At 59.2% G+C, this 21451-nt stretch carries 19 protein-coding genes; 11 read left to right on the forward strand and 8 right to left on the reverse strand.

The features are described from left to right. The first annotated feature begins 102 nt into the window (after positions 1 to 102). From rimP to ACXAH8_RS07655, 5 genes are all read left to right on the forward strand, one after another. Entirely contained in the window at positions 103 to 693 is a 591-nt protein-coding gene (rimP, locus tag ACXAH8_RS07635) for a ribosome maturation factor RimP (protein ID WP_475217301.1), read from the forward strand. Further along, positions 693 to 2303 carry a transcription termination factor NusA gene (gene nusA / locus ACXAH8_RS07640; RefSeq protein WP_170463030.1) on the forward strand — a complete coding sequence of 537 codons (1611 nt, stop codon included), beginning with the start codon at positions 693 to 695 and terminating at the stop codon, positions 2301 to 2303. The genes rimP and nusA overlap by 1 nt, the downstream gene beginning before the upstream one ends. Before the next feature lie 23 nt (positions 2304 to 2326). Further along, positions 2327 to 2950 carry an RNA-binding protein gene (locus ACXAH8_RS07645; protein ID WP_425084209.1) on the forward strand — a complete coding sequence of 208 codons (624 nt, stop codon included), beginning with the start codon at positions 2327 to 2329 and terminating at the stop codon, positions 2948 to 2950. A gap of 8 nt (positions 2951 to 2958) precedes the next feature. Beyond that, positions 2959 to 5433 carry a translation initiation factor IF-2 gene (gene infB, locus ACXAH8_RS07650; protein WP_475217303.1) on the forward strand — a complete coding sequence of 825 codons (2475 nt, stop codon included), beginning with the start codon at positions 2959 to 2961 and terminating at the stop codon, positions 5431 to 5433. 260 nt (positions 5434 to 5693) lie between these two features. Continuing rightward, entirely contained in the window at positions 5694 to 6458 is a 765-nt protein-coding gene (locus ACXAH8_RS07655; RefSeq protein ID WP_475217305.1) for a caspase family protein, read from the forward strand. A gap of 28 nt (positions 6459 to 6486) precedes the next feature. Here the strand turns inward: ACXAH8_RS07655 and ACXAH8_RS07660 are convergent, their stop codons facing one another. The 6 genes from ACXAH8_RS07660 to ACXAH8_RS07685 all read right to left on the reverse strand — a co-directional run bounded on the left by ACXAH8_RS07660 (position 6487) and on the right by ACXAH8_RS07685 (position 12212). Then, entirely contained in the window at positions 6487 to 7269 is a 783-nt protein-coding gene (locus tag ACXAH8_RS07660; protein WP_475217306.1) for an alpha/beta hydrolase, read from the reverse strand. Between the two features lie 56 nt (positions 7270 to 7325). Then, complete coding sequence (locus ACXAH8_RS07665; protein ID WP_475217307.1) at positions 7326 to 8201, reverse strand: tryptophan 2,3-dioxygenase; 876 nt, start codon at positions 8199 to 8201, stop codon at positions 7326 to 7328. A gap of 64 nt (positions 8202 to 8265) precedes the next feature. Continuing rightward, positions 8266 to 9294 (reverse strand): L-threonine 3-dehydrogenase, encoded by a 1029-nt coding sequence (tdh, locus tag ACXAH8_RS07670; RefSeq protein ID WP_475217563.1) that lies wholly within the window; start codon positions 9292 to 9294, stop codon positions 8266 to 8268. A 19-nt stretch (positions 9295 to 9313) separates the two neighbouring features. Beyond that, the gene (locus ACXAH8_RS07675) at positions 9314 to 10264 is read right to left on the reverse strand and encodes a PLP-dependent cysteine synthase family protein (protein WP_475217309.1); all 951 of its coding nucleotides are present in this window, start codon (positions 10262 to 10264) and stop codon (positions 9314 to 9316) included. After that, positions 10261 to 11448: a glycine C-acetyltransferase gene (locus ACXAH8_RS07680; protein ID WP_475217311.1), complete on the reverse strand. Its 1188-nt coding sequence runs from the start codon at positions 11446 to 11448 to the stop codon at positions 10261 to 10263. The genes ACXAH8_RS07675 and ACXAH8_RS07680 overlap by 4 nt, the downstream gene beginning before the upstream one ends. A gap of 200 nt (positions 11449 to 11648) precedes the next feature. Continuing rightward, a complete protein-coding gene (locus tag ACXAH8_RS07685) occupies positions 11649 to 12212 on the reverse strand; it encodes a helix-turn-helix domain-containing protein (RefSeq protein ID WP_475217565.1) in 564 nt (187 codons plus the stop codon). 118 nt (positions 12213 to 12330) lie between these two features. On the opposite strand from ACXAH8_RS07685, the gene ACXAH8_RS07690 reads away from it, so the two are divergent. Then, positions 12331 to 13506: an acetyl-CoA C-acyltransferase family protein gene (locus ACXAH8_RS07690; RefSeq protein WP_475217312.1), complete on the forward strand. Its 1176-nt coding sequence runs from the start codon at positions 12331 to 12333 to the stop codon at positions 13504 to 13506. A gap of 97 nt (positions 13507 to 13603) precedes the next feature. Here ACXAH8_RS07690 and ubiB read toward each other — a convergent pair whose 3' ends face one another. Beyond that, positions 13604 to 15133: a 2-polyprenylphenol 6-hydroxylase gene (gene ubiB / locus ACXAH8_RS07695; protein ID WP_475217314.1), complete on the reverse strand. Its 1530-nt coding sequence runs from the start codon at positions 15131 to 15133 to the stop codon at positions 13604 to 13606. Beyond that, positions 15134 to 15886: a bifunctional demethylmenaquinone methyltransferase/2-methoxy-6-polyprenyl-1,4-benzoquinol methylase UbiE gene (gene ubiE, locus ACXAH8_RS07700; protein ID WP_170463041.1), complete on the reverse strand. Its 753-nt coding sequence runs from the start codon at positions 15884 to 15886 to the stop codon at positions 15134 to 15136. A gap of 86 nt (positions 15887 to 15972) precedes the next feature. On the opposite strand from ubiE, the gene mutM reads away from it, so the two are divergent. From mutM to dnaN, 5 genes are all read left to right on the forward strand, one after another. Then, on the forward strand, positions 15973 to 16824 hold the full coding sequence (mutM, locus tag ACXAH8_RS07705) for a bifunctional DNA-formamidopyrimidine glycosylase/DNA-(apurinic or apyrimidinic site) lyase (RefSeq protein ID WP_475217315.1): 852 nt from the start codon (positions 15973 to 15975) through the stop codon (positions 16822 to 16824). A 66-nt stretch (positions 16825 to 16890) separates the two neighbouring features. Continuing rightward, entirely contained in the window at positions 16891 to 17667 is a 777-nt protein-coding gene (locus tag ACXAH8_RS07710; RefSeq protein WP_170689390.1) for an enoyl-CoA hydratase, read from the forward strand. 226 nt (positions 17668 to 17893) lie between these two features. After that, positions 17894 to 18157, forward strand: coding sequence for a 30S ribosomal protein S20 (gene rpsT, locus ACXAH8_RS07715; protein WP_142638226.1), 264 nt, complete (start codon positions 17894 to 17896; stop codon positions 18155 to 18157). Between the two features lie 530 nt (positions 18158 to 18687). Further along, positions 18688 to 20064 carry a chromosomal replication initiator protein DnaA gene (gene dnaA, locus ACXAH8_RS07720; protein ID WP_475217317.1) on the forward strand — a complete coding sequence of 459 codons (1377 nt, stop codon included), beginning with the start codon at positions 18688 to 18690 and terminating at the stop codon, positions 20062 to 20064. 225 nt (positions 20065 to 20289) lie between these two features. Then, a complete protein-coding gene (dnaN, locus tag ACXAH8_RS07725) occupies positions 20290 to 21411 on the forward strand; it encodes a DNA polymerase III subunit beta (RefSeq protein WP_170351930.1) in 1122 nt (373 codons plus the stop codon). The last annotated feature ends 40 nt before the right edge of the window (positions 21412 to 21451 follow it).

A 21451-nucleotide genomic window follows, 5' to 3' on the forward strand; every position in this document is an offset into this window, starting at 1 on the left:
TGCAACAGCGGCGCGTTGGACTTCTGGTCCAAGGCTCCACCGGAAAATTCGACGGGCCGCGCGCCCGTTTTTTTGTGCCCGATCGATAGGGTAGAGAACCTGATGACAAACGACCTGATAGCCAAAGCGGCCATTGACCAGCGACTGGCCGAGATCATCACCCCCGTGATTGAGGATCTGGGGTATGAACTCGTCCGCGTCCGTTTGATGAGCGGCAAGCAGACCACGTTGCAGATCATGGCTGACAAGCCCGATGGCGGTATCGAAGTGGATGACTGCGCCGAGATTTCCAACGCAGTCAGCGCCACACTGGATGTCGAGGATCCGATCCTCGATGCCTATACGCTTGAGGTCTCCAGCCCCGGTATCGACCGCCCTCTGACCCGTCTCAAGGACTTTGAGAATTTCGAAGGGTATGAGGCGAAGATCGAAACTGCCGAGCTGATCGACGGCCGCCGCCGTTTCAAAGGCGAACTGGCCGGGATCGAAGGGGATGAGGTTCTGATCAACATCCCCGAAGGGGCTGAGACGATCACCATCGGCCTGCAATTCGACTGGCTGAGCGACGCCAAGCTGGTCCTGACCGATGATCTGATCAAGGAAATGTTGCGCCAGCGCAAAGACGCCGGTGCCCTGAACGAAAACGCTTTCGACGAGATTGAGACCGAAGGGTCCGAAGAGGAGACGAACTGATGGCAATCACCTCAGCCAACCAGCTGGAGCTGCTGCAGACCGCCGAGGCCGTGGCCCGCGAAAAGATGATCGACCCCGGTCTGGTTGTCGAAGCGATGGAGGAATCGCTTGCTCGTGCTGCCAAGAGCCGTTACGGCGCCGAAATGGACATCCGCGTGTCGATCGACCGCAAGACCGGCAAGGCGACTTTTACCCGCGTCCGCACCGTGGTCGAGGAAGAAGAACTGGAAAACTACCAGGCTGAGATGACCGTCGAGCAGGCGCGCCAATACATGGAATCGCCCGAGGTTGGCGACGTCTTTGTTGAGGAAGTTCCTCCAGTTGAAATGGGCCGTATTGCTGCTCAGTCTGCCAAGCAGGTGATCCTACAGAAGGTTCGCGAAGCCGAGCGTGACCGTCAGTACGAAGAATTCAAGGATCGTGCGGGCACTATTATCAACGGTGCGGTCAAGCGTGAAGAATTCGGCAACGTCATCGTCGATCTGGGCGGTGCCGAGGCTGTTCTGCGCCGCAATGACAAGATCGGCCGCGAAAGCTATCGCCCGAATGACCGTGTGCGCGCCTATATCAAAGAGGTTCGCCGCGAGGTTCGTGGCCACCAGATCTTCCTGTCGCGCACCGCGCCGGAATTCATGGCCGAGCTGTTCAAAATGGAAGTGCCGGAAATCTATGATGGCATCATCGAGGTCAAGGCCGTAGCCCGTGACCCCGGCTCGCGCGCCAAGATCGCCGTAATCTCGTATGATGGCTCGATTGACCCTGTGGGCGCCTGCGTTGGTATGCGCGGTAGCCGCGTGCAGGCCGTTGTGAACGAGCTGCAGGGCGAAAAGATCGACATCATTCCGTGGAACGAAGATCAGCCAACTTTCCTTGTGAACGCTCTGCAGCCTGCCGAGGTTTCCAAGGTGGTTCTGGATGAAGAAGCCGGTAAGATCGAAGTTGTTGTTCCTGAAGAACAGCTGTCCCTCGCCATCGGTCGCCGTGGTCAGAACGTGCGTCTGGCCAGCCAGCTGACCAACCTAGACATCGACATCATGACCGAGGCCGAGGAATCGGCGCGTCGTCAGAAAGAATTCGAAGCCCGCACCCAGTTGTTCATGGACAGCTTGGATCTGGACGAGTTCTTCGCGCAGCTGCTGGTTTCCGAAGGCTTCACCAACCTCGAAGAAGTTGCCTATGTTGAGCTGGACGAACTGCTTGTCATCGACGGCGTCGACGAAGGCACCGCGCAGGAACTGCAGGCGCGTGCCCGCGATTTCCTTGAGGCGCAGGCCAAGGCCGCGCTGGATGCCGCACGCGCTCTGGGTGCCGAGGACAGCCTTATTGAATTCGAAGGCCTGACACCCCAGATGGTAGAAGCGCTGGCCAAGGATGATGTGAAGACTCTGGAAGACTTTGCAACCTGTGCCGACTGGGAACTGGCCGGTGGCTGGACCACGGTCGATGGTGAGCGTATCAAGGATGACGGTGTGCTTGAGCCGTTCGGCGTAACGCTGGAAGAGGCGCAGGATCTGGTCATGACTGCTCGTATCATGTTGGGCTGGGTTGATCCGGCCGAGCTGGAGCAGGCAGAAGAAGACGTTGAAGCCGAAGAGGAGGCCGAGGCCTGATCTCAGGGCCTCGGGTGGCTGAGATGGGTCGCGGTGGCGTCCATAAGGATCGGTCCGACGGACCTGAGCGCAAGTGCATCGCCACGGGCGAAGTTCAGCCCAAATACGGGTTGATCCGCTTTGTGACGGGGCCGGATGGTCAGGTCTATCCCGATGTCGCGGCGAAATTGCCGGGGCGCGGGGTCTATGTGGCGGCAGATCGCGCAGCCTTGGATAAGGCGGTCAGCAAAAAGCTGTTCTCGCGCGGGTTCAAGGCGCAGGTCTCGGCTCAAGCGGACCTGGCCGATGAGGTCGAAAAACAGGTCGCGCGTCGTGTGGTTGAGCTTCTCAGCTTGGCGCGCAAGTCCGGCGATGCGGTCGCCGGATATGAAAAGGTCAAGACGTGGCTGGACCGGGAAGAGGCTCAGGTACTGATTCAGGCCAGCGATGGATCGGGGCGCGGTAAGTCGAAACTCAGCACGCCGCACTTCGGAAAATACATCGGTTGGCTCACGGCGGACGAGTTAGGGGCGGCATTTGGGCGCCAAACCGTGATTCATGCGGCGCTGGCCTCTGGCGGACTCGCCAAACGTGTTGTAGAGGAAGCGCAGCGCCTGCGTGGCTTGCGCGAAACGGATGACGGCGGCAGGGGCCGCGCGGAAGGGTAAGAAGCTTTATGAGCGATAATGACGGCAAAAAGACATTGGGTCTTCGTGGCGGGGCGCGCCCCGGAAATGTGAAACAGAGTTTCAGCCACGGACGCACCAAGAATGTCGTGGTGGAAACCAAACGCAAACGCGTGGTGGTCCCCAAGCCGGGTGCCGGAAAGCCGGGTGGCGGAGCAACGCCCTCGGGTGATCCGTCGCGCCGTCCTGCCGGGATCTCCGACGCGGAAATGGCCCGCCGGATGAAGGCATTGCAGGCCGCCAAAGCGCGCGAGGTCGAAGAGGCCGCCGCCCGTGAGGCAGCTGAAAAGGCGCGTGAAGAAGAACGCACCCGTCGCCGTGCGGAACAAGAGGCCAAGGAACGCGAACAGCGTGAGGCCGAAGAGAAAGCCCGCGCCAAGGCCGAAGAAGAAGAGCGCAAGCGCCAAGAGGCGGAGGAAGCTGCCAAACGCGCGGCTGCCGCCCCGGCCCCGGAAGAGCCCAAAGCGGCCCGTAGCCCGGCCAGCAAGCCTGCACCTGCGGCTGCTCCGCGCAAACAGGATCGTGAGCGTGAACAGCGTGGTCGTGGCAAAGGCCGAGACGACAATCGCCGTTCGGGCAAGCTGACACTGGGTCAGGCCACTGGTGGCGAAGGTAACCGCCAACGCTCGATGGCCGCGATGAAGCGTAAGCAAGAGCGTGCGCGCCAGAAAGCCATGGGCGGTTCGGTCGAACGCGAAAAGGTCATCCGTGACGTTCAGCTGCCCGAGGCCATCATGGTCTCTGAGCTCGCCAACCGTATGGCCGAGCGTGTGGCTGATGTTGTCAAATCGCTGATGCAGATGGGCATGATGGTTACTCAGAACCAGACTATCGACGCTGACACTGCGGAACTGATCATCGAAGAATTTGGCCACAAGGTCACTCGTGTCTCCGATTCGGATGTTGAAGACGTCATCAAAGAGGTCGAAGACAGCGAAGACGATCTGCAGCCTCGTCCGCCGGTCATCACCATCATGGGTCACGTTGACCACGGTAAGACCTCGCTGCTGGATGCAATCCGCGACGCGCGCGTTGTGGCAGGTGAGGCCGGTGGCATCACCCAGCACATCGGCGCCTATCAGGTGAAAACCGATGGCGGCACCACGCTGACATTCCTCGATACTCCAGGCCACGCGGCGTTTACGTCGATGCGTTCGCGCGGTGCTCAGGTCACGGATATCGTGGTTCTGGTTGTTGCGGCTGACGACGCCGTGATGCCGCAGACCATCGAGGCGATCAACCACGCCAAAGCGGCCGGAGTGCCGATGATCGTGGCGATCAACAAGGTCGACAAGCCAGATGCAAACCCGGACAAGGTGCGGACCGATCTGCTGCAGCATGAAGTGATCGTCGAGAAAATGTCGGGTGATGTTCAGGACGTCGAAGTCTCCGCCATCACCGGTCAAGGTCTGGACGAACTGCTGGAAGCCATCGCACTGCAGGCCGAAATTCTGGAACTGAAAGCCAACCCCGACCGCGCCGCCCAAGGCGCTGTGATCGAGGCGCAGCTGGATGTGGGTCGCGGCCCCGTGGCCACCGTTCTGGTTCAGAACGGCACGCTGCGTCAGGGCGATATCTTCGTTGTGGGTGAGCAATACGGTAAGGTCCGTGCGCTGATCAACGACAAGGGCGACCGCGTGAAAGAGGCCGGACCCTCGGTCCCGGTTGAGGTTCTGGGTCTGAACGGCACACCCGAAGCGGGCGACGTTCTGAACGTGACTGAGACCGAAGCTCAGGCCCGTGAGATTGCCGCCTATCGTGAGCAAGCCGCCAAGGACAAACGCGCCGCCGCCGGTGCCGCGACCACCCTTGAACAGCTGATGCAGAAGGCTAAGGAAGACGAAAACGTCACCGAGCTGCCGATTCTGATGAAGGCGGACGTACAAGGTTCGGCCGAAGCCATCGTTCAGGCGATGGAAAAGATCGGCAACGACGAGGTACGCGTGCGTGTTCTGCACTCTGGTGTGGGTGCGATTACCGAAACGGATGTCGGTCTGGCAGAAGCCTCCGGCGCACCGATCTTCGGGTTCAACGTCCGTGCCAACGCATCGGCCCGGAACACTGCGAACCAAAAAGGTGTCGAGATCCGCTACTATTCGGTGATCTATGACCTCGTGGATGACGTGAAAGCGGCTGCCTCCGGCCTGCTGAGCGCCGAGATCCGCGAGAAGTTCATCGGTTACGCCGAGATCCGCGAAGTCTTCAAGGTCACTGGCGTCGGCAAGGTTGCTGGCTGTCTGGTCACCGAAGGCGTTGCCCGCCGCTCCGCAGGCGTCCGTCTGCTGCGCGACAACGTGGTGATCCACGAAGGCACGCTGAAGACGCTGAAGCGCTTCAAGGACGAAGTGGCCGAGGTTCAGTCGGGTCAGGAATGCGGTATGGCGTTCGAGAACTACGACGATATCCGCGCAGGCGACGTGATCGAAATCTTCGAGCGCGAAGAAGTCACCCGCACGCTGGACTGATCCGGTTCTGCACGTAAGTTTGAAAACAGCGGCTCGACTTGGGCCGCTGTTTTTTTTGGCACATCGCGATCTACGTCTATTTTTTGGTTCAACGTGTTCCTCGTTACATTCAAGCTATGCAGGGGGCTTTAACAAGTTCGTATATGGACTTTCGAGGCCCGGTCTTGATTTACTGTTGGTCGGGATTGAACGGACCCGCAGCACTTAAGGGCCAAACGAAGAGACCTGCTTTTCTCGTTCGACCGGATTTGGAGATAGATTTGACACGTATTTTTACAGCACTCTGCTTTGTCATCACCCTGATCGCCGGGCCCGCATTGGCACATGAACGGTTTGCCCTCGTGATCGGGAATGCTGGGTACACAACTGTCCCGGCCCTCGACAACCCTGTGAACGACGCGCGCTTGATGAGCGAAGAGCTGCGCGGTGCAGGATTTGCGGTCACGACACTGACGGATGCAAGCCGCGCAGAGATGGAGCAGGAGGTCGAAGCTTTTGCCAGCACCGTGCGCGCAGCGGGGTCCGAGGCTTTGGCAGTGTTCTATTTTGCCGGGCACGGCGTGCGCAGTGATGAGTTCAACTATCTTCTTCCCCTGGGCGTGAACATTCAGTCCGAAGCCGATATTGCGGATCAGGCTGTCCCGGCCGAGTGGGTTCTGGATCGCATTCACACGCCTCAGGCCGTGAGTTTAATGATTCTGGACGCTTGCCGCGACAATCCTTTTGGCAGTGAAACGGACGGTGCACTGGATGTCGGCGACGGGCTTGCGCGTATGACAGCCCGCACCAACAACCTGATCGCCTATGCCACCGGACCCGGCGACGTCGCACTGGATGGGACTGGAGCCAACAGTCCTTACACAGCAGCCATTGCGCGTGCGATCGGGACCCGAGGTCTGACCCTTGAGCAGATGTTTGATCAGGTGCGTACGGACGTGATTGGCGAAACTGACGGGGTGCAATCCCCTTGGGCCCGGTCATCCCTGAACATACGGATTGGCATCAAGGACCCGAGTGCGAATTGACAGTGGCCAACCCCGTGCATCGCGAAGACTAGGACGTTCCCGACTGCTTTGAAGCTGTGAACGTCCCGGGATGCATGATGATGTCGAAATGCTGCATCCCCTTTTTCAGATCGAAGCTGACAGAGTGTCCGGCCTTGCGCAGGTGCTCGGCGTAATCGCGGCTTTGGCGGATGAATTCCGGTGTGTCCCTCTCGGCCACGGTCACGTGGTAGCGCGGTCCGGGTCGGGGTACGTGACGGATAGGGGACAGGTCGTTGACCTCAACCGGGGTCAGTTGCAACGGATCGTTGACCGAGGTCAGGCTGATCGGCTCCAGATCGTAAACACCGCTGATCAGGATCACGTCACGCACCCGCAACCCGGCGCGGGCCAGCGCGTTTGCAGATTGCGCCATAACCATGCTGGCCAGTTGCGCTCCGGCGCTGTGCCCTGACAAGGTGATCCTGCTGGGGTCAAACCCCAGGGCCTCGGCCCGCGACGCCAGCCATAACAGCGCATCGCGGCACTCATCGATCATGTCCGCGATACGGGCATCAGGGGCCAGAGTATAGTTCAATGTTGCGAAAGCCTGACCCGCTTCAATCAGCGCCGGTGCCATCATGGCGGACTCGCGCTGGCTAAGGGCCTGCCAATAGCCGCCATGGATAAACACATGCAACGGCGCGCCTGCCTCGGCTGCTGGGAAATAATCCAGAACCTGTGCCGAGCCTGCGCCATAGGTCAGATTTTCCTGAACCGTTAGACTGCCCCGTGCCTGCGCACTGAGGGCGCTATAGCTGGCAATGTAAGGTGCCAAGTCACCGCCGATCATTGATCTCGGCGAATATTCCTGTTCCAGTTCAGCCTGTGAAAACCCGCGATACAGCATCAATCCCCCGCATAGATCAGTTCTGTGCGCATATCATACAAATCGTGGAAGAAGCGCAATTCCAATGCTTTGCGTAAGAAGCCGACGCCGCTTGAGCCTCCTGTTCCCGGCTGCATCCCGATGACACGTTCAACGGCGGTCGCATGATCGAACCGCCACCGTTGGAACAGGCATTCCACATCCATCAGCTTCTCTGCCAGCGCATAAAGCTCCCAGTGTTTTTCGGTGTCGCGAAAGACCTGAACCCAGATTTTGACCACCCGAGGATCGCCGGAGTAGGGTTGCGCATAGTCCCGCTCCAGCAGGTCTTTCGGCACGTCGAAGCCCTGGCGGGCCAGCATGTGCAGCACCTCGTCATAAAGCGAAGGCTTGGTGAGGGCCGCGTTCAGCATTTCCATCACTTCGGGATCATGGGCGTGAACCTTCAGGGTCGAGGGGTCCTTGTTGCCCAGAATGAACTCGATCTGGCGGTAGCCATAGCTTTGGAACCCGGAGGAACTGCCCAAAGCGTTGCGAAAGGTCATGTAGTCGGCGGGCGTCATGGTCAGCAGGGTTTCCCAGGCCGCGATCAGCTGATGTTGGATGGCTTTGATGCGGTCCAGGTTTTTCATCGCGGGACCAAACGCGTCCTCCTGCAGGAAGCGGCGCACCTCGACCAGTTGATGGTGCATCAGTTTCAGCCACAGCTCACTGACCTGATGGATGATGATGAACAACATCTCATCGGGCTGGGCGGGGTCCTGAAACGTCTTCTGCAGGTTCAGCAGCGTCTTGAGTTGCAGAAAATCGCCATAGCTTTTGCGATGGGTCTCGGCGAAATCGGTGACCAGAGAGTCTTCGATCCCTCGTTCCAGATACCTGTCAGTGTCGCTCATTTGCTCCTCCAAACGCCTGAGGTTCCCCGATGTGTAAGGGGTCAGCCCACGCAGCGCCAGAGGGTCAGGTCCAGTCGAGAACCACCTTGCCGGATTGGCCGGATTTCATGGCGGCAAACCCTTCGGCAAAATCGTCGACCTTCATCTGGTGGGTGATCACGCGGCTGACATCCAGACCGTTTTGCAGCATGGCGATCATCTTGTACCAGGTCTCGAACATCTCGCGCCCGTAGACGCCCTTGATGGTGATGGCCTTGAACACGATGCGGGACCAATCGACCGGGGATTTGCCTGGCGGAATACCCAGCAGAGCGATCTTTCCCCCCATCACCAGCGCCTCGACCATCTGGTCCAGTGCGATTTGTGAGCCGGACATTTCCAGCCCCACGTCGAAACCTTCCTTCAATCCCAGCTCGGCGATAACATCCTGCAGGTCCTCTTTGGCGACGTTGACTGTGCGGACCGTTGGCACCACGTGTTCGGCCAGTTTCAGGCGGTCAGGGTTGATGTCGGTGATGACCACATTGCGGGCACCTGCGTGGCGAGCAACGGCGGCGGCCATGATGCCAATCGGCCCAGCGCCCGTGATCAAAACATCCTCGCCCAGCAGATCAAAGCTGAGCGCGGTGTGAACGGCGTTTCCCAACGGGTCAAGAATGGCTCCGATTTCGTCTGGCACGTCGTCGGGCAGGGGGACGACATTGAAGGCTGGTAGTTTCAGATATTGCGCAAACGCGCCTTGTTCGTTGACGCCTATGCCGCGCGTTCCGGGGTCGAGGTGGAACTTGCCCGCGCGGCTCTGTCGGCTGTCCGTTCCGATCAGGTGCCCCTCGCCCGAGCAGCGCTGCCCGATCTCAAGCCCGGTTACGTTGCGGCCGATCTCAACGATCTCACCGGCGAATTCATGGCCGGTGATCATCGGAACGGGAACGGTTGCCGCAGCCCAATCATCCCAGTTCCAGATATGAATGTCGGTCCCGCAGATGCCGGTCTTGTTGATCCGGATCAGCACCTCATCCGGGCCGATCTCGGGCACCTGCGCTTGGATCATCCACAGGCCTTCCTTAGGTTCGGTTTTTTCCAGTGCTTTCATTGTATTGGGACGCATTGAACTACTCCCATAAATCGGTGGACAGGTATTTCAGGCCGCTGTCGCAAATGACGATCGCTACGCAGCCGCCATGTTCCGGGCCGCGCAGCAGATCGATCGCACCAGCTAGGTTCGCGCCGGCTGAGTATCCGGCAAAGATTCCTTCGCTGCGTGCGAGCAGCCGGGCGCAATCTCGGGCCGCATTGCCTGATACTGAAAGGTGCCCGGCGAGGGGGACGCCGTTCATATGGGTCAGGTCAGCCATGGCATAGCCGCCGCCCTGTATCGGATGGTCGGGCATGTTGACGACCTCACCAGCCAAGGCCCGTGCGCCTTCGGGTTCGATGGCGTAACATCGCACGCCACGCGGCGCGAAAAACGCGGCTGCTCCGGCCAAGGTACCACCTGATCCGGCAAAGTCGCAGAAGGCCGTGACAGCGCCGCCTGACTGGTCCCAGATTTCCGGCCCGGTGCCGGTTGAATGCGCTTTTGGGTTACCGGAGTGACCAAACTGATCCGCGCGAAACGCGCCGCGCTCCACTGTGACCTTCTGCGCCGCCTCATCCACCAGCGCCAGATCAGCGCCCGAAACTTCACCTGACTTGCTGCCAGGGGCCTGAGGCACGATGATCACCTCAGCCCCCAGCGCCCGCATCATGCGCGCACGCTCGACCGAGTTTCCGGCGCTCATCACCGCGACAAAAGGATGGCCCATGACTCCGCAGACAATCGCCAGACCGGTTCCCATATTGCCCGAGGTCAGCTCGACAACAGTTTGGCCCGGCGCAAGCGTTCCGTCGGCGCGGGCCATTTCGATGATGGATTTTGCCGCGCGGTCTTTTTTCGAGAAGCCGGGCAACAGATAATCCAGCTTGGCCAGAATGCGACCGTCCAGCTGAAGCTGCTGGCAGATGCGCGACAAGTCCACTAGAGGGGTGTTGCCAATAGCGTCGATGACAGAGGTAAGGGTCATTTGATGACCCCAAGCTCTTTGCCGACTTTCTCAAAAGCGGCAAGCGCCTGGTCAAGCTCCTGCCGTGTCAGTGCGGCGTTCATCTGGGTTCTGATCCGGGCCTGCCCGCGCGGGACCACAGGAAAGAAGAAGCCCGATACATAGACACCTTCGTCAAACAACCGAGCCGCCATATCCTGCGCCAAAGTCGCGTCGCCCAGCATGACGGGAATGATCGGATGTTCACCTGGCAGAAGGTCAAAGCCCAGCTTTTCCAGCCCCGCCCGCCAGTATTTGGCGTTGCCGAACAGCTGCGCGCGCAGCATGTCGCCCTGTTGAACTAGACGGATAGCCTCAATCCCGGCGGCGACGATGGAGGGCGGCAGCGAGTTCGAGAACAGATAGGGCCGCGCCCGCTGCCGCAGCAGGTCGATCACTGGCTGCGGTCCGGCGATATAGCCGCCGATTGCCCCCCCAAGTGCCTTACCCAAGGTTCCCGTCAGGATGTCGACATCAACACCGAAATGATCCGGCGTGCCCGCGCCGTTCGGTCCCATGAAGCCCGTGGCGTGGCAGTCATCGACCATGACGATGGCGTCGTATTTATCGGCCAGCTCACGGATTTTCGGAAGGTTGGCGAGGTAGCCATCCATTGAAAACACGCCGTCGGTCGCGATCATGATGTGCCGCGCCCCGTCCTCACGCGCTTGCTTGAGCCAGGCTTCGAGGTCGTTCATGTCGTTGTTCAGATAGCGATAGCGCCTGGCTTTGCACAACCGAACCCCGTCAATGATCGAGGCGTGGTTCAGACTGTCCGAGATAATGGCGTCTTCGGGGCCGAGAAGGGGTTCGAATAGCCCCCCGTTCGCGTCGAAACAGGCGGCGAACAGGATCGAGTCATCCTTCTTCAGGAACTCGGCCAGCTTCTGTTCCAGCTCACGATGGATGTCCTGCGTGCCGCAGATAAACCGGACCGAGGCCATGCCGAACCCTTTGGGCCCCATCGCTGTTGTGGCCGCTTCGATCAGCGCGGGATGATCTGCAAGACCCAGATAGTTGTTGGCGCAAAGGTTGATGACCTGCTTGTCGCCCACCGTGATCTCACCGCCCTGAGGCGATGTAATCATGCGTTCGCGTTTATACAGACCTTCGGTTTCGATCTGCGCGAGGGTGTCCGTGATATGGGACAGGAATGCATCTGCCATGGCGACCTCCGTTCATCTGAGTCGGATGTCTAACATAACGGATACAATTCCCAAATAGGAGAATTACACTATACGGGAAAAATTTCCGTGAAGGCGGAATGTGTATCGTTTTGCGTTTGATTTGAAACGAAATACGCTGCTTCTCCCTGCGGTCGAACGCGCATTTCGATGGTCTTACCTCAGGTAAAACGCAAAACGCTTTAGGCGTTCTTGACGATCAGAAAAACCCGCGCGGGGCCTTTCGAGGCAATGGAATGGGTCACATCAGCTGCATATCGGGCGGTGTCGCCCTGTTGCATTTCAGAGATCGCAGTGCCCGAGGTGACGCGTACCGCACCTTCCAGAACCGTCAACTGTTCGCGTGTGCCGCGGGAATGCGGCTGGCTGTTCAGAGTGCCGTCGTGGTCAAAGCGGATGTCGTAGACCTCGTGCCCTCCGGCCTCTTCCGGGGGGGACAGAATACTGATGCGGCAGTTCGTGCCCATGTTGTCGATGCTAGGCACTTCGGCCTGGCGCAGAACCTCGATTTGGTCCGAGGTTTTGGTCTCTTCTAGCAGCCCTGCGAAATCCACCTGCAAGGCCCGCGTCAGGTTCCACAGGGTCGAGATGGTCGGGCTGCTTTCGCCCCGTTCGATCTGACTGACCATCGAGCGGGACACGCCGCTGAGATTGGCAACAGCTTCCAGCGACAGGCCCTTGGCGCGACGCGCCTCTTTCAGGCGGGCAGGCAGAAGGGTCAGGATATCGTCTGTGTTTTCCGTCATGACGGAATCTGATGCGCTTTTCACGGTGGGTTGTCAATTCTGCTTGTGACGGTACGTCGTATAGGACAACGCGCCAACTGGGCGTAATAGTGCCGCCAAATCCAAGAGGAGAAGAGACATGAAAGATATCGTCATTCTGGATGGGGCCCGTACGGCTGTTGGAACGTTTGGGGGCGCTCTGGCCTCGACCGCGCCGATTGACCTGGCGACCGTTGTGACCGAAGCCGCGATGGAGAAATCGGGCGTCGAAGGCGGCCAGATTGGCAATGTTGTGTTTGGTCATGTGATCAACACCGAACCGCGCGACATGTATCTGTCGCGTGCGGCGGCCAAACAAGCAGGTATCCCGGTCGAAACTCCCGCTATGAACGTGAACCGCCTGTGTGGATCGGGGGCGCAGGCAATTGTGTCGGCGGTACAGTCGCTGATGCTGGGTGATGCCGACTTTGCTGTGGCTGGTGGGGCTGAGAGCATGTCGCGCAGCCCCTACATCCTGCAGCAGGCGCGCTGGGGTGCCAAGATGGGCGATATCAAGTCGCTCGACATGATGCTTGGCGCGTTGAACTGCCCCTTTGGCACCGGTCATATGGGTGTGACGGCTGAGAACGTCGCCGATGAGCATCAGGTCACACGCGAGCAGATGGATGAGTTTGCTCTAACCAGCCAAACCCGTGCCGCGGCGGCCATTGAGGCCGGATATTTCCAAAGCCAGATCGCGCCGGTTCAGGTCAAGGTCAAGCGCGACATGATCGACTTCATGGTCGATGAGCATCCCAAGGCGACCTCGATTGAGGCGCTGGCGGGTCTGCGTCCGGCGTTCAAGAAGGACGGCCGGGTGACGGCGGGCAACGCCTCTGGCATCAATGATGGTGCGGCGGCGATGGTTCTGGCCACGGCAGACGCGGCCGAGAAGGCTGGTCTGAAGCCGAAAGCGCGTATTCTGGGTTACGGCCACGCCGGCGTCCGCCCCGAGGTGATGGGTATTGGTCCGGTTCCGGCGGTCCAGAACCTGCTGGCGCGCACTGGTCTGTCGGTTGAAGATTTCGACGTGATTGAAAGCAACGAGGCGTTTGCCTCGCAGGCGCTGGCCGTGAATAAGGAGCTGGGTCTGGACGCGGCCAAGGTGAACCCGAATGGCGGTGCCATCGCGCTGGGCCACCCCGTTGGTGCAACCGGAGCGATCATCACGTTGAAGGCTTTGTATGAGCTTGAACGCACCGGCGGCTCTAAAGGTCTGGTGACCATGTGTATCGGTGGCGGCCAGGGAATCGCCATTGCCTTTGAGCTTCTCTGATTGCAGATGTTGGCGGGGGGCTGTCTGCCCCCATCGCGCCGCTGGGCGCGATTCCCCCCGAGGATATTTTCAGCCAGATGAAGCAGGCGGATTGCGCCTATCTGAGCGCTGTTAGCAACAGGACCAAAGCAGCGCCTGCCACGGCTCCGAGCGTGGCGGGAAGGGCTTTGGACCACAGGCGGGAGTTGGTCTGATCGTCTTTTTGCGTTTGCGCGATCAGGGCGTCTTCCACCAGCGCGGGCAGGCGTGGGCCGAACCGAGCCAGAACCAAAGCGGTTTTGCCAAAGTCGCGGAGCGCAGCGCGGGGGCCGATGGATTTCTTGATGTAATCCTCGACGACCGGACGCGCGACCTCCCATATATTGATATGCGGATCGAGTGAGCGGGCGACGCCTTCGACCACAACCATGGTACGCTGCAGCAGGATCAGCTCGGTCCGGGTTTCCATGCCGAAGCGTTCGGTGACTTCGAACAGGTAGTTCAGTAGGCGACCCATCGAGATATGGGTGGCGTCCATGCCGAAGATGGGCTCGCCCACGGCGCGCAGGGCACGGGCGAATTCGTCGACGTCTTGATTGGCAGGGACGTATCCGGCCTCGAAATGCACCTCGGCCACGCGTTTATAGTCGCGACGGATGAAGCCAAACAGAATCTCGGCATAGACCCGGCGGGTGTATTCGTCGATATGGCCCATGATGCCGTAGTCATAGGCGATGATATCGCCGTTGGCGGCGACCTTCAGGTTGCCCTGGTGCATGTCAGCGTGGAAATAGCCGTCGCGCAAGGCGTGCAGCAGGAACAGGCGCAAGACTCGCTCACCCAGATCGCGGCGGTTATGGCCCGCGGCGTCCAGAGCGTCATTGTCGCCAAGCGGGATGCCATCCGCCCAGCTGAGCGTCATCACCCGGCGCGCGGACAGAGACCACACGACCGGAGGTAACCAGAACCCGGCATCATCCTTGGTGTTGGCGGCATATTCCGAGGCTGCCGAGCTTTCCAGACGCAAGTCCAGTTCACCCCGAACCACGCCATCGAAATGTTCGATCACTTCCATCGGACGCAACCGACGCGCGCCTGGGGCGCAGAGTTGTACCATGCGGGCGGCGAAATAGAACGCGTCGACATCCTTGCGGAAGGCGCGCTCGATGCCTGGGCGCAGGACTTTAACAGCGACGTCCTCGCCTGTGCTGGTCAGCTTGGCCTTATGAACCTGAGCGATCGAGGCCGCAGCGATCGGTTCGCTGAACTCGCTGAACATTTCCGAGATCGCCTGGCCCAGCTCCTTCTCGACCTCGGCCATGGCCTCGGCCTTCGGGAAAGGCGGCAGCTTATCCTGCAACACGCGCAGTTGCTCGGCCAGTTCGTCGCCAACCACGTCGGGGCGGGTCGAAAGGACCTGTCCAAACTTGATGTACGCCGGACCCAGCGCCGTCAGGGCGCGTGTGGCAGGGGGCATCTCGGGGTCGCCCTTGTACCCAAGCCATTGAAACGGTTTGCCGAGCGCGTGGGCGACAAAGCGGACCGCGCGGGGGGCTTCGAACGCGTCAAGCACGACATTCATCGCGCCTGTGCGCTCTAGCGTGGCGCCTGTGCGGATCAGGCGTATGATGTTGTGAGGGCCGCGCATTTAGATCTTCCAGCCGGAATGCAGCGCGGCGATTCCCATGCTCAGGTTGCGGTATTTGGCGTTCTCAAAACCGGCAGTGCGAACCATGCCCAGGAATGTCTCCTGATCGGGGAACTTGCGGATCGATTCCACGAGGTACTGGTAGCTGTCGTAGTCATTGGCGATCAGCTTGCCCATGCGTGGGATGACGTTGAAGCTGTAGAGGTCATAGAGTTTTTGCAGCCCGTCATTTGGCAATTGGCTGAATTCCAGCACCATCAGGCGGCCGCCGGGTTTCAACACGCGGTAGGCCTCGTTCAGCGCCTCTTGCGGGCGGGTGACGTTCCGAATGCCGAAGGAGATCGTATAGACGTCGAAGGTGTTGTCCTCGAACGGCAGGGACATCGCATCGCCGACGACCCAGTTCAGGCTATCAGACATCTGGTCGGCTTCAGCCCGCTGACGGCCTTCGACCAGCATTGGTTCGGTCAGGTCAAGAACGGTGGCGTGACCATAGCCTGCGCGTTTGAGAAAGCGGAACGAGATGTCTCCGGTGCCGCCGGCGACGTCCAGCAGGCGCTGACCGGGGCGCGGAGCAAGCCAGTCCATCATTGCGTCTTTCCAGACCCGGTGGATGCCCATCGACATGACATCATTCATCACGTCGTATTTCGAGGCCACCGAGTTGAAAACGCCCTGTACGCGCCCGGCCTTGTCGGCCTCGCGCACGGTTTCGAACCCGAAATGAGTCGTCTTGTCGCTGTTGTCGGACATTTGCCTTGCCGTTTGTCGAATTTCGCCTCTGTTATAGGGCCATCAGAGGCGGGCACAATGCGGCCCTTTGGAATAGGAGCCATCTAATGCCCGAATTGCCCGAGGTCGAGACAGTAAGACGCGGCCTGACCCCTGCGATGGAGGGGGTGGTGATCGAGCGTGCCGATGTGAACCGTCCCGATCTGCGCTGGCCTTTTCCGGAACGTATGGCCGAGAGATTGACGGGTCAGCGGGTGGATCGGTTGAGGCGGCGCTCGAAATACATTCTGGCAGATCTCAACAGTGGCGAAACACTGTTGATTCACTTGGGCATGTCGGGGCGCATGACGGTATCAGGTGACCCGCTGGGGCAGTTCGTCCACGACCATCCAATGCCCGAAAAGCATGACCATGTCGTGTTCCACATGGCCAATGGTGCCCGCGTGACGTTCAATGATCCGCGCCGGTTCGGGGCCATGGATTTACTGCCAACAGCAACCGCAGAAGACCACAAACTGCTGTCCGTTCTGGGGCCGGAGCCGTTGGGCAATGATTTTCACGAACAGCACCTGATTGACGCGTTCAAGGGCAAGAACACGCCGGTCAAATCGGCGCTTCTGGATCAGGGAATCGTTGCCGGGTTGGGGAATATTTACGTTTGCGAGGCGCTTTATCGCGGCAAGGTGTCGCCACGTCGCAAGGCCGGACAGATTTCTACGGCGCGTGTCGCAGCCCTTGTGCCGATCATTCGGCAGGTGTTGCAGGACGCGATCGAGGCAGGGGGATCGTCACTGAAAGATTTCCGTCAAGCCGATGGAGAACTTGGATATTTTCAGCACAGCTTTGATGTCTATGGCCGAGAAGGAGAACCCTGCCGAACCCAGGGCTGCGGTGCCGAAATCAAGAGAATCACCCAGTCTGGTCGCTCATCCTTCTATTGTGCGCAATGCCAAAGATAGCTTGATCCAGCGAAATCGCGTGTTAAGGAATCGTACCTGAACGGAACAACCGGAAGCTTATACCTCATGGCTTTTGAGACGATCATCGTCGAAATCGAAGACCACGTCGCCCTTATCAAACTCGACCGACCAGATGCGATGAACGCGCTGAACACCCAATTGGTGGGTGAGCTGTGCAACGCGCTGGAAGAGGCGGACCAGAACGACAAAGTGCGCTGTATCGTGCTGACCGGCTCGGAAAAGGCGTTTGCCGCAGGAGCGGACATCAAGGAAATGTCCGAGATGAGCTTTGTCGACGTTTTCAGCACCGACCTGTTTGCCTCGGTCAACGAGCGTGTCTCGGCCATTCGCAAGCCGATCATCGCGGCGGTTGCGGGTTACGCGCTGGGCGGTGGCTGCGAAGTCGCCATGATGTGCGATTTCATCATTGCGGCCGATACAGCCAAGTTCGGCCAGCCCGAGATCAATCTGGGTGTTATAGCCGGTATCGGCGGCACCCAGCGCCTGACGCGCTTTGTTGGGAAGTCCAAGGCGATGGACATGAACCTAACCGGTCGCTTCATGGACGCAGAAGAAGCCGAGCGCGCGGGTCTTGTCAGCCGCGTGGTTCCTGCGAAAAAGCTGATCGAAGAAGCTGTGGGTGCAGCCCATAAGATTGCTGAGAAATCTTTGCTAACGGCTGCAGCCGCCAAAGAAGCAGTGAACCGCAGCTATGAGCTACCGCTTAGCGAAGGTCTGCTTTTCGAGCGTCGCGTCTTTCATTCGATGTTCGCCACCGAAGATCAGAAAGAGGGCATGGCGGCGTTTCTGGAAAAACGCGCCGCGCAATTCCGCGACAAGTAGGGTCGCGACAAGGAATTTCGGAAGGGCAGGCTGTGGCCTGCCTTTTTTTGTTGGCGTAGGGGGTAAGAATCGGCTTGGCAAACCTGTAAAACTTGGGTAGAGACCGCCGTCATACATGCGCGTGCGGCCCGCCTGGCCCGACTCACACTCGTGATTTCTGATCCGGTGCGGATAATTCCGTGGCGCGCAACCCTAGACAATCGTACCGAACAAAGGTCAGAGACACATGGCAAATTCGCCCCAAGCAAAGAAACGCGCTCGTCAGAACGAAAAGCGTTTCGCCGTAAACAAAGCGCGCCGTTCGCGCATCCGCACCTACCTGCGCAAAGTTGAAGAAGCGATCGCATCGGGCGACAAAGACGCTGCAACCGCAGCTCTGCGCGCAGCTCAGCCTGAACTGATGCGTGGCGTCACCAAAGGCGTTTTCCACAAGAACACCGCATCGCGTAAAATGTCGCGCCTGTCGGCACGCGTAAAAGCGCTGGGTTGATTCCCGCTAGGACGCGTCAAGCGTTTTCCTACGTAAAGGCGTCGCGCATTGCGGCGCCTTTCGTGTTTGTTGCCAGAAAGCCGCGACCTCACGAAGTCGAGAGATTCTTTCGCCCTGAACCCCGAGTCAATATCAGAGTTTCGTTGCTGCGACAGGCAACATCTTGCTACCACTGAGTCAGCGATTCACTCGCTTGGGGGGACAGGCTGTTCCAGACATCTGACTGACGGGCATCAGTCAGACATCAGGAACCAGCGTTCGAAAACCGGCCTTGGCCGGTGAAACGATCTGCTCTGGGTCTCGGGTTTTCCGAAGATCTCAGCCCTGTCAAACAATTGGGTTACGACGCGTGCCCCGGTTTTCCGGGATCCTGCTGCGGGATACGATTTGTGCATGCTGAGTATTCATTTACCCGCCGGATGGGACAGTCCGGCGCAGGGTACCCTTGTGCGTGAACGTCAATGACCGGGCAACCGGCGACGATTGATAAGACCGACAGGTCAAAAAAAATGGGATGCGTGAGGCGCTTGATGACACAAGAGAAATGGGGACAACTGCGTAACAAACTACTGAAGGCCGTTGGCAAGAACAACTTCACCACCTGGATTGAGCCTCTGGAATTTCAGGAGCTGCAGGACGGTGTAGCGGTGTTCTCGGTACCGACGAACTTCATGGGGAATTACGTCAGCCAGAATTTTGCAGATTTGATTCTGTATGAACTGAATACCGCGGGTGAGACGGTGCAACGTCTTGCTTTCAAGGCAGCTGCCAATTCGACCACGCGACCGGCAGTTGTCACGGATGAGCCCAAGCTGGCCGCAGCTGCGGCGCCAGTTGCGGAGTCCGCCAATGCGGCGCTCGAGGATCTGCAGGCCGCACCATTAGATGCGCGCTTTACCTTCGACAGCTTTGTTGTCGGCAAACCTAACGAGCTCGCCCATGCTGCCGCCCGCCGCGTAGCCGAAGGTGGCCCGGTCACGTTCAATCCGCTGGTTCTCTATGGTGGTGTTGGGCTGGGTAAAACGCACCTGATGCATGCTATCGCATGGGAGCTGAAGACCAAAAGCCCCGAGCTGAACGTGCTTTACCTGTCGGCGGAACAGTTCATGTATCGCTTTGTTCAGGCTCTGCGCGAACGCCGGATGATGGATTTCAAACATCTGTTCCGCTCGGTCGATGTGCTGATGGTGGACGATGTGCAGTTCATCGCAGGCAAGGACTCAACCCAAGAAGAGTTCTTTCACACCTTCAACGCTCTGGTGGACCAGAACAAACAGATCATCATCTCGGCCGACCGCGCACCGGGTGAGATCAAGGATCTGGAAGATCGCGTGAAATCGCGCCTGCAATGCGGTCTGGTCGTCGATCTGCATCCTACCGACTACGAATTGCGTCTGGGCATTCTGCAGAACAAGGTCCAGCAGCACATCGCCACCTATCCCGATCTGGTCATCGCCGATGGCGTGCTGGAGTTCCTGGCGCATCGCATCTCGACCAATGTGCGTGTTCTCGAGGGCGCTCTGACCCGTTTGTTCGCCTTTGCCTCGCTAGTGGGGCGTGAGATAGACATGGAGCTGACGCAGGACTGTCTGGCGGATGTGCTGCGCGCCTCAGAGCGCAAAATCACCGTCGAGGAGATCCAGCGCAAAGTGTCGGACTACTACAACATTCGCCTGTCCGACATTATCGGCCCCAAGCGCCTGCGGTCCTATGCTCGTCCGCGTCAGGTAGCCATGTATCTGTGCAAGCAACTAACCAGCCGCTCTCTACCAGAGATCGGCCGTCGGTTCGGAGGGCGCGACCACACAACCGTCATGCACGGGGTCAAGCGCATCGAAGAGCTGAAGACGACTGATGGTCAGATCGCAGAAGACGTGGAAATGCTGCGCCGCTCGCTCGAGGCCTGAGCCGCACCCATTGTCAGTAAATGCCCCGGGTCAGTGCGTCCGGGGCATTTTCTTGTGCGCTTATCTCCACGGTTGCAGAGGAAAGGACGCGTTTCGCACGCGTACCTCTTGACCACCGGGGTATTCCCACCCAGAAATCGGTAAAAAATCCTTGTGCCTCAGGGCTGAGACGCTAACGTTCCAGTCCCGCCCATTTTCGGCACGCAAGTCAGAGGAACAGAGGGTATGAAGATCAGCATCGAACGCGGCACCCTTCTCAAGGCCGTTTCCCAGGCCCAATCCGTTGTGGAACGTCGCAACACGATCCCGATCCTTGCCAATGTGCTAATCGAGGCCGAAGGCGACCAAGCCCTGTTCCGAGCCACTGATCTGGATATCGAGGTTGTCGACAAAGCGCCTGCGCAGGTCGAAAAGGCGGGTGCGACGACTGTGGCTGCTACGACCCTGCATGAAATTGTGCGCAAACTGCCGGATGGCGCGCTTGTCACCCTGACGGCGGACAGCGCAGCTGGCCGTTTGACGGTAGAGGCGGGGCGGTCGAACTTCTCTCTGGCGACCTTGCCGAAAGAGGATTTCCCGGTCATGGCGTCCTCGGAATACCAGTCGAATTTCACCGCGTCGGCGGCGTTGCTGCGTCGGTTGTTCGACAAATCGAAATTCGCCATCTCGACCGAAGAGACGCGGTACTATCTGAACGGTGTCTACATGCATGTCGCGGACGGGTCCGAAGGCGGCAAGGTCCTGCGCTGCGTGGCCACCGATGGTCACCGCCTGGCGCGGATTGATGCGGACCTGCCGGATGGCGCTGCGGACATGCCGGGTGTGATCGTGCCCCGTAAAACTGTGGGTGAGCTGCGCAAACTGCTGGACGATGACGAGATGGATATCGCTGTCTCGGTCAGCGAAACCAAGGTACGCTTTGCCACGCCGGATATCACGCTGACCTCGAAGGTCATTGATGGCACCTTCCCCGACTACACACGCGTCATTCCGCAGGGCAATACGCGCCAACTGGAAGTGGATGCTGCCGAGTTCGCGCAAGCCGTGGATCGGGTTGCAACGGTTTCGTCAGAGCGTTCGCGCGCTGTTAAGCTGCAACTGGATGCGGATAAGCTGGTGCTGTCAGTCAATGCCCCGGATAGCGGCGCGGCTGAGGAAGAGTTGGCCGTTGCTTATGGCGATGAACGTCTCGAGATTGGGTTCAACGCGAAATACCTGCTCGAAATCGCGTCGCAGGTGGATCGTGAGAACGCGGTATTCCTGTTTAACTCGGCCGGTGACCCGACTTTGATGCGCGAAGGCAATGATCTGAGCGCGGTTTACGTCGTCATGCCGATGCGCGTCTGATCGCGCTGGCGCGCGATGCCTCCGGCGGAGGTATTTTTGA

The sequence above is a fragment of the Ruegeria sp. ABV3_008 genome (genome assembly GCF_056161185.1).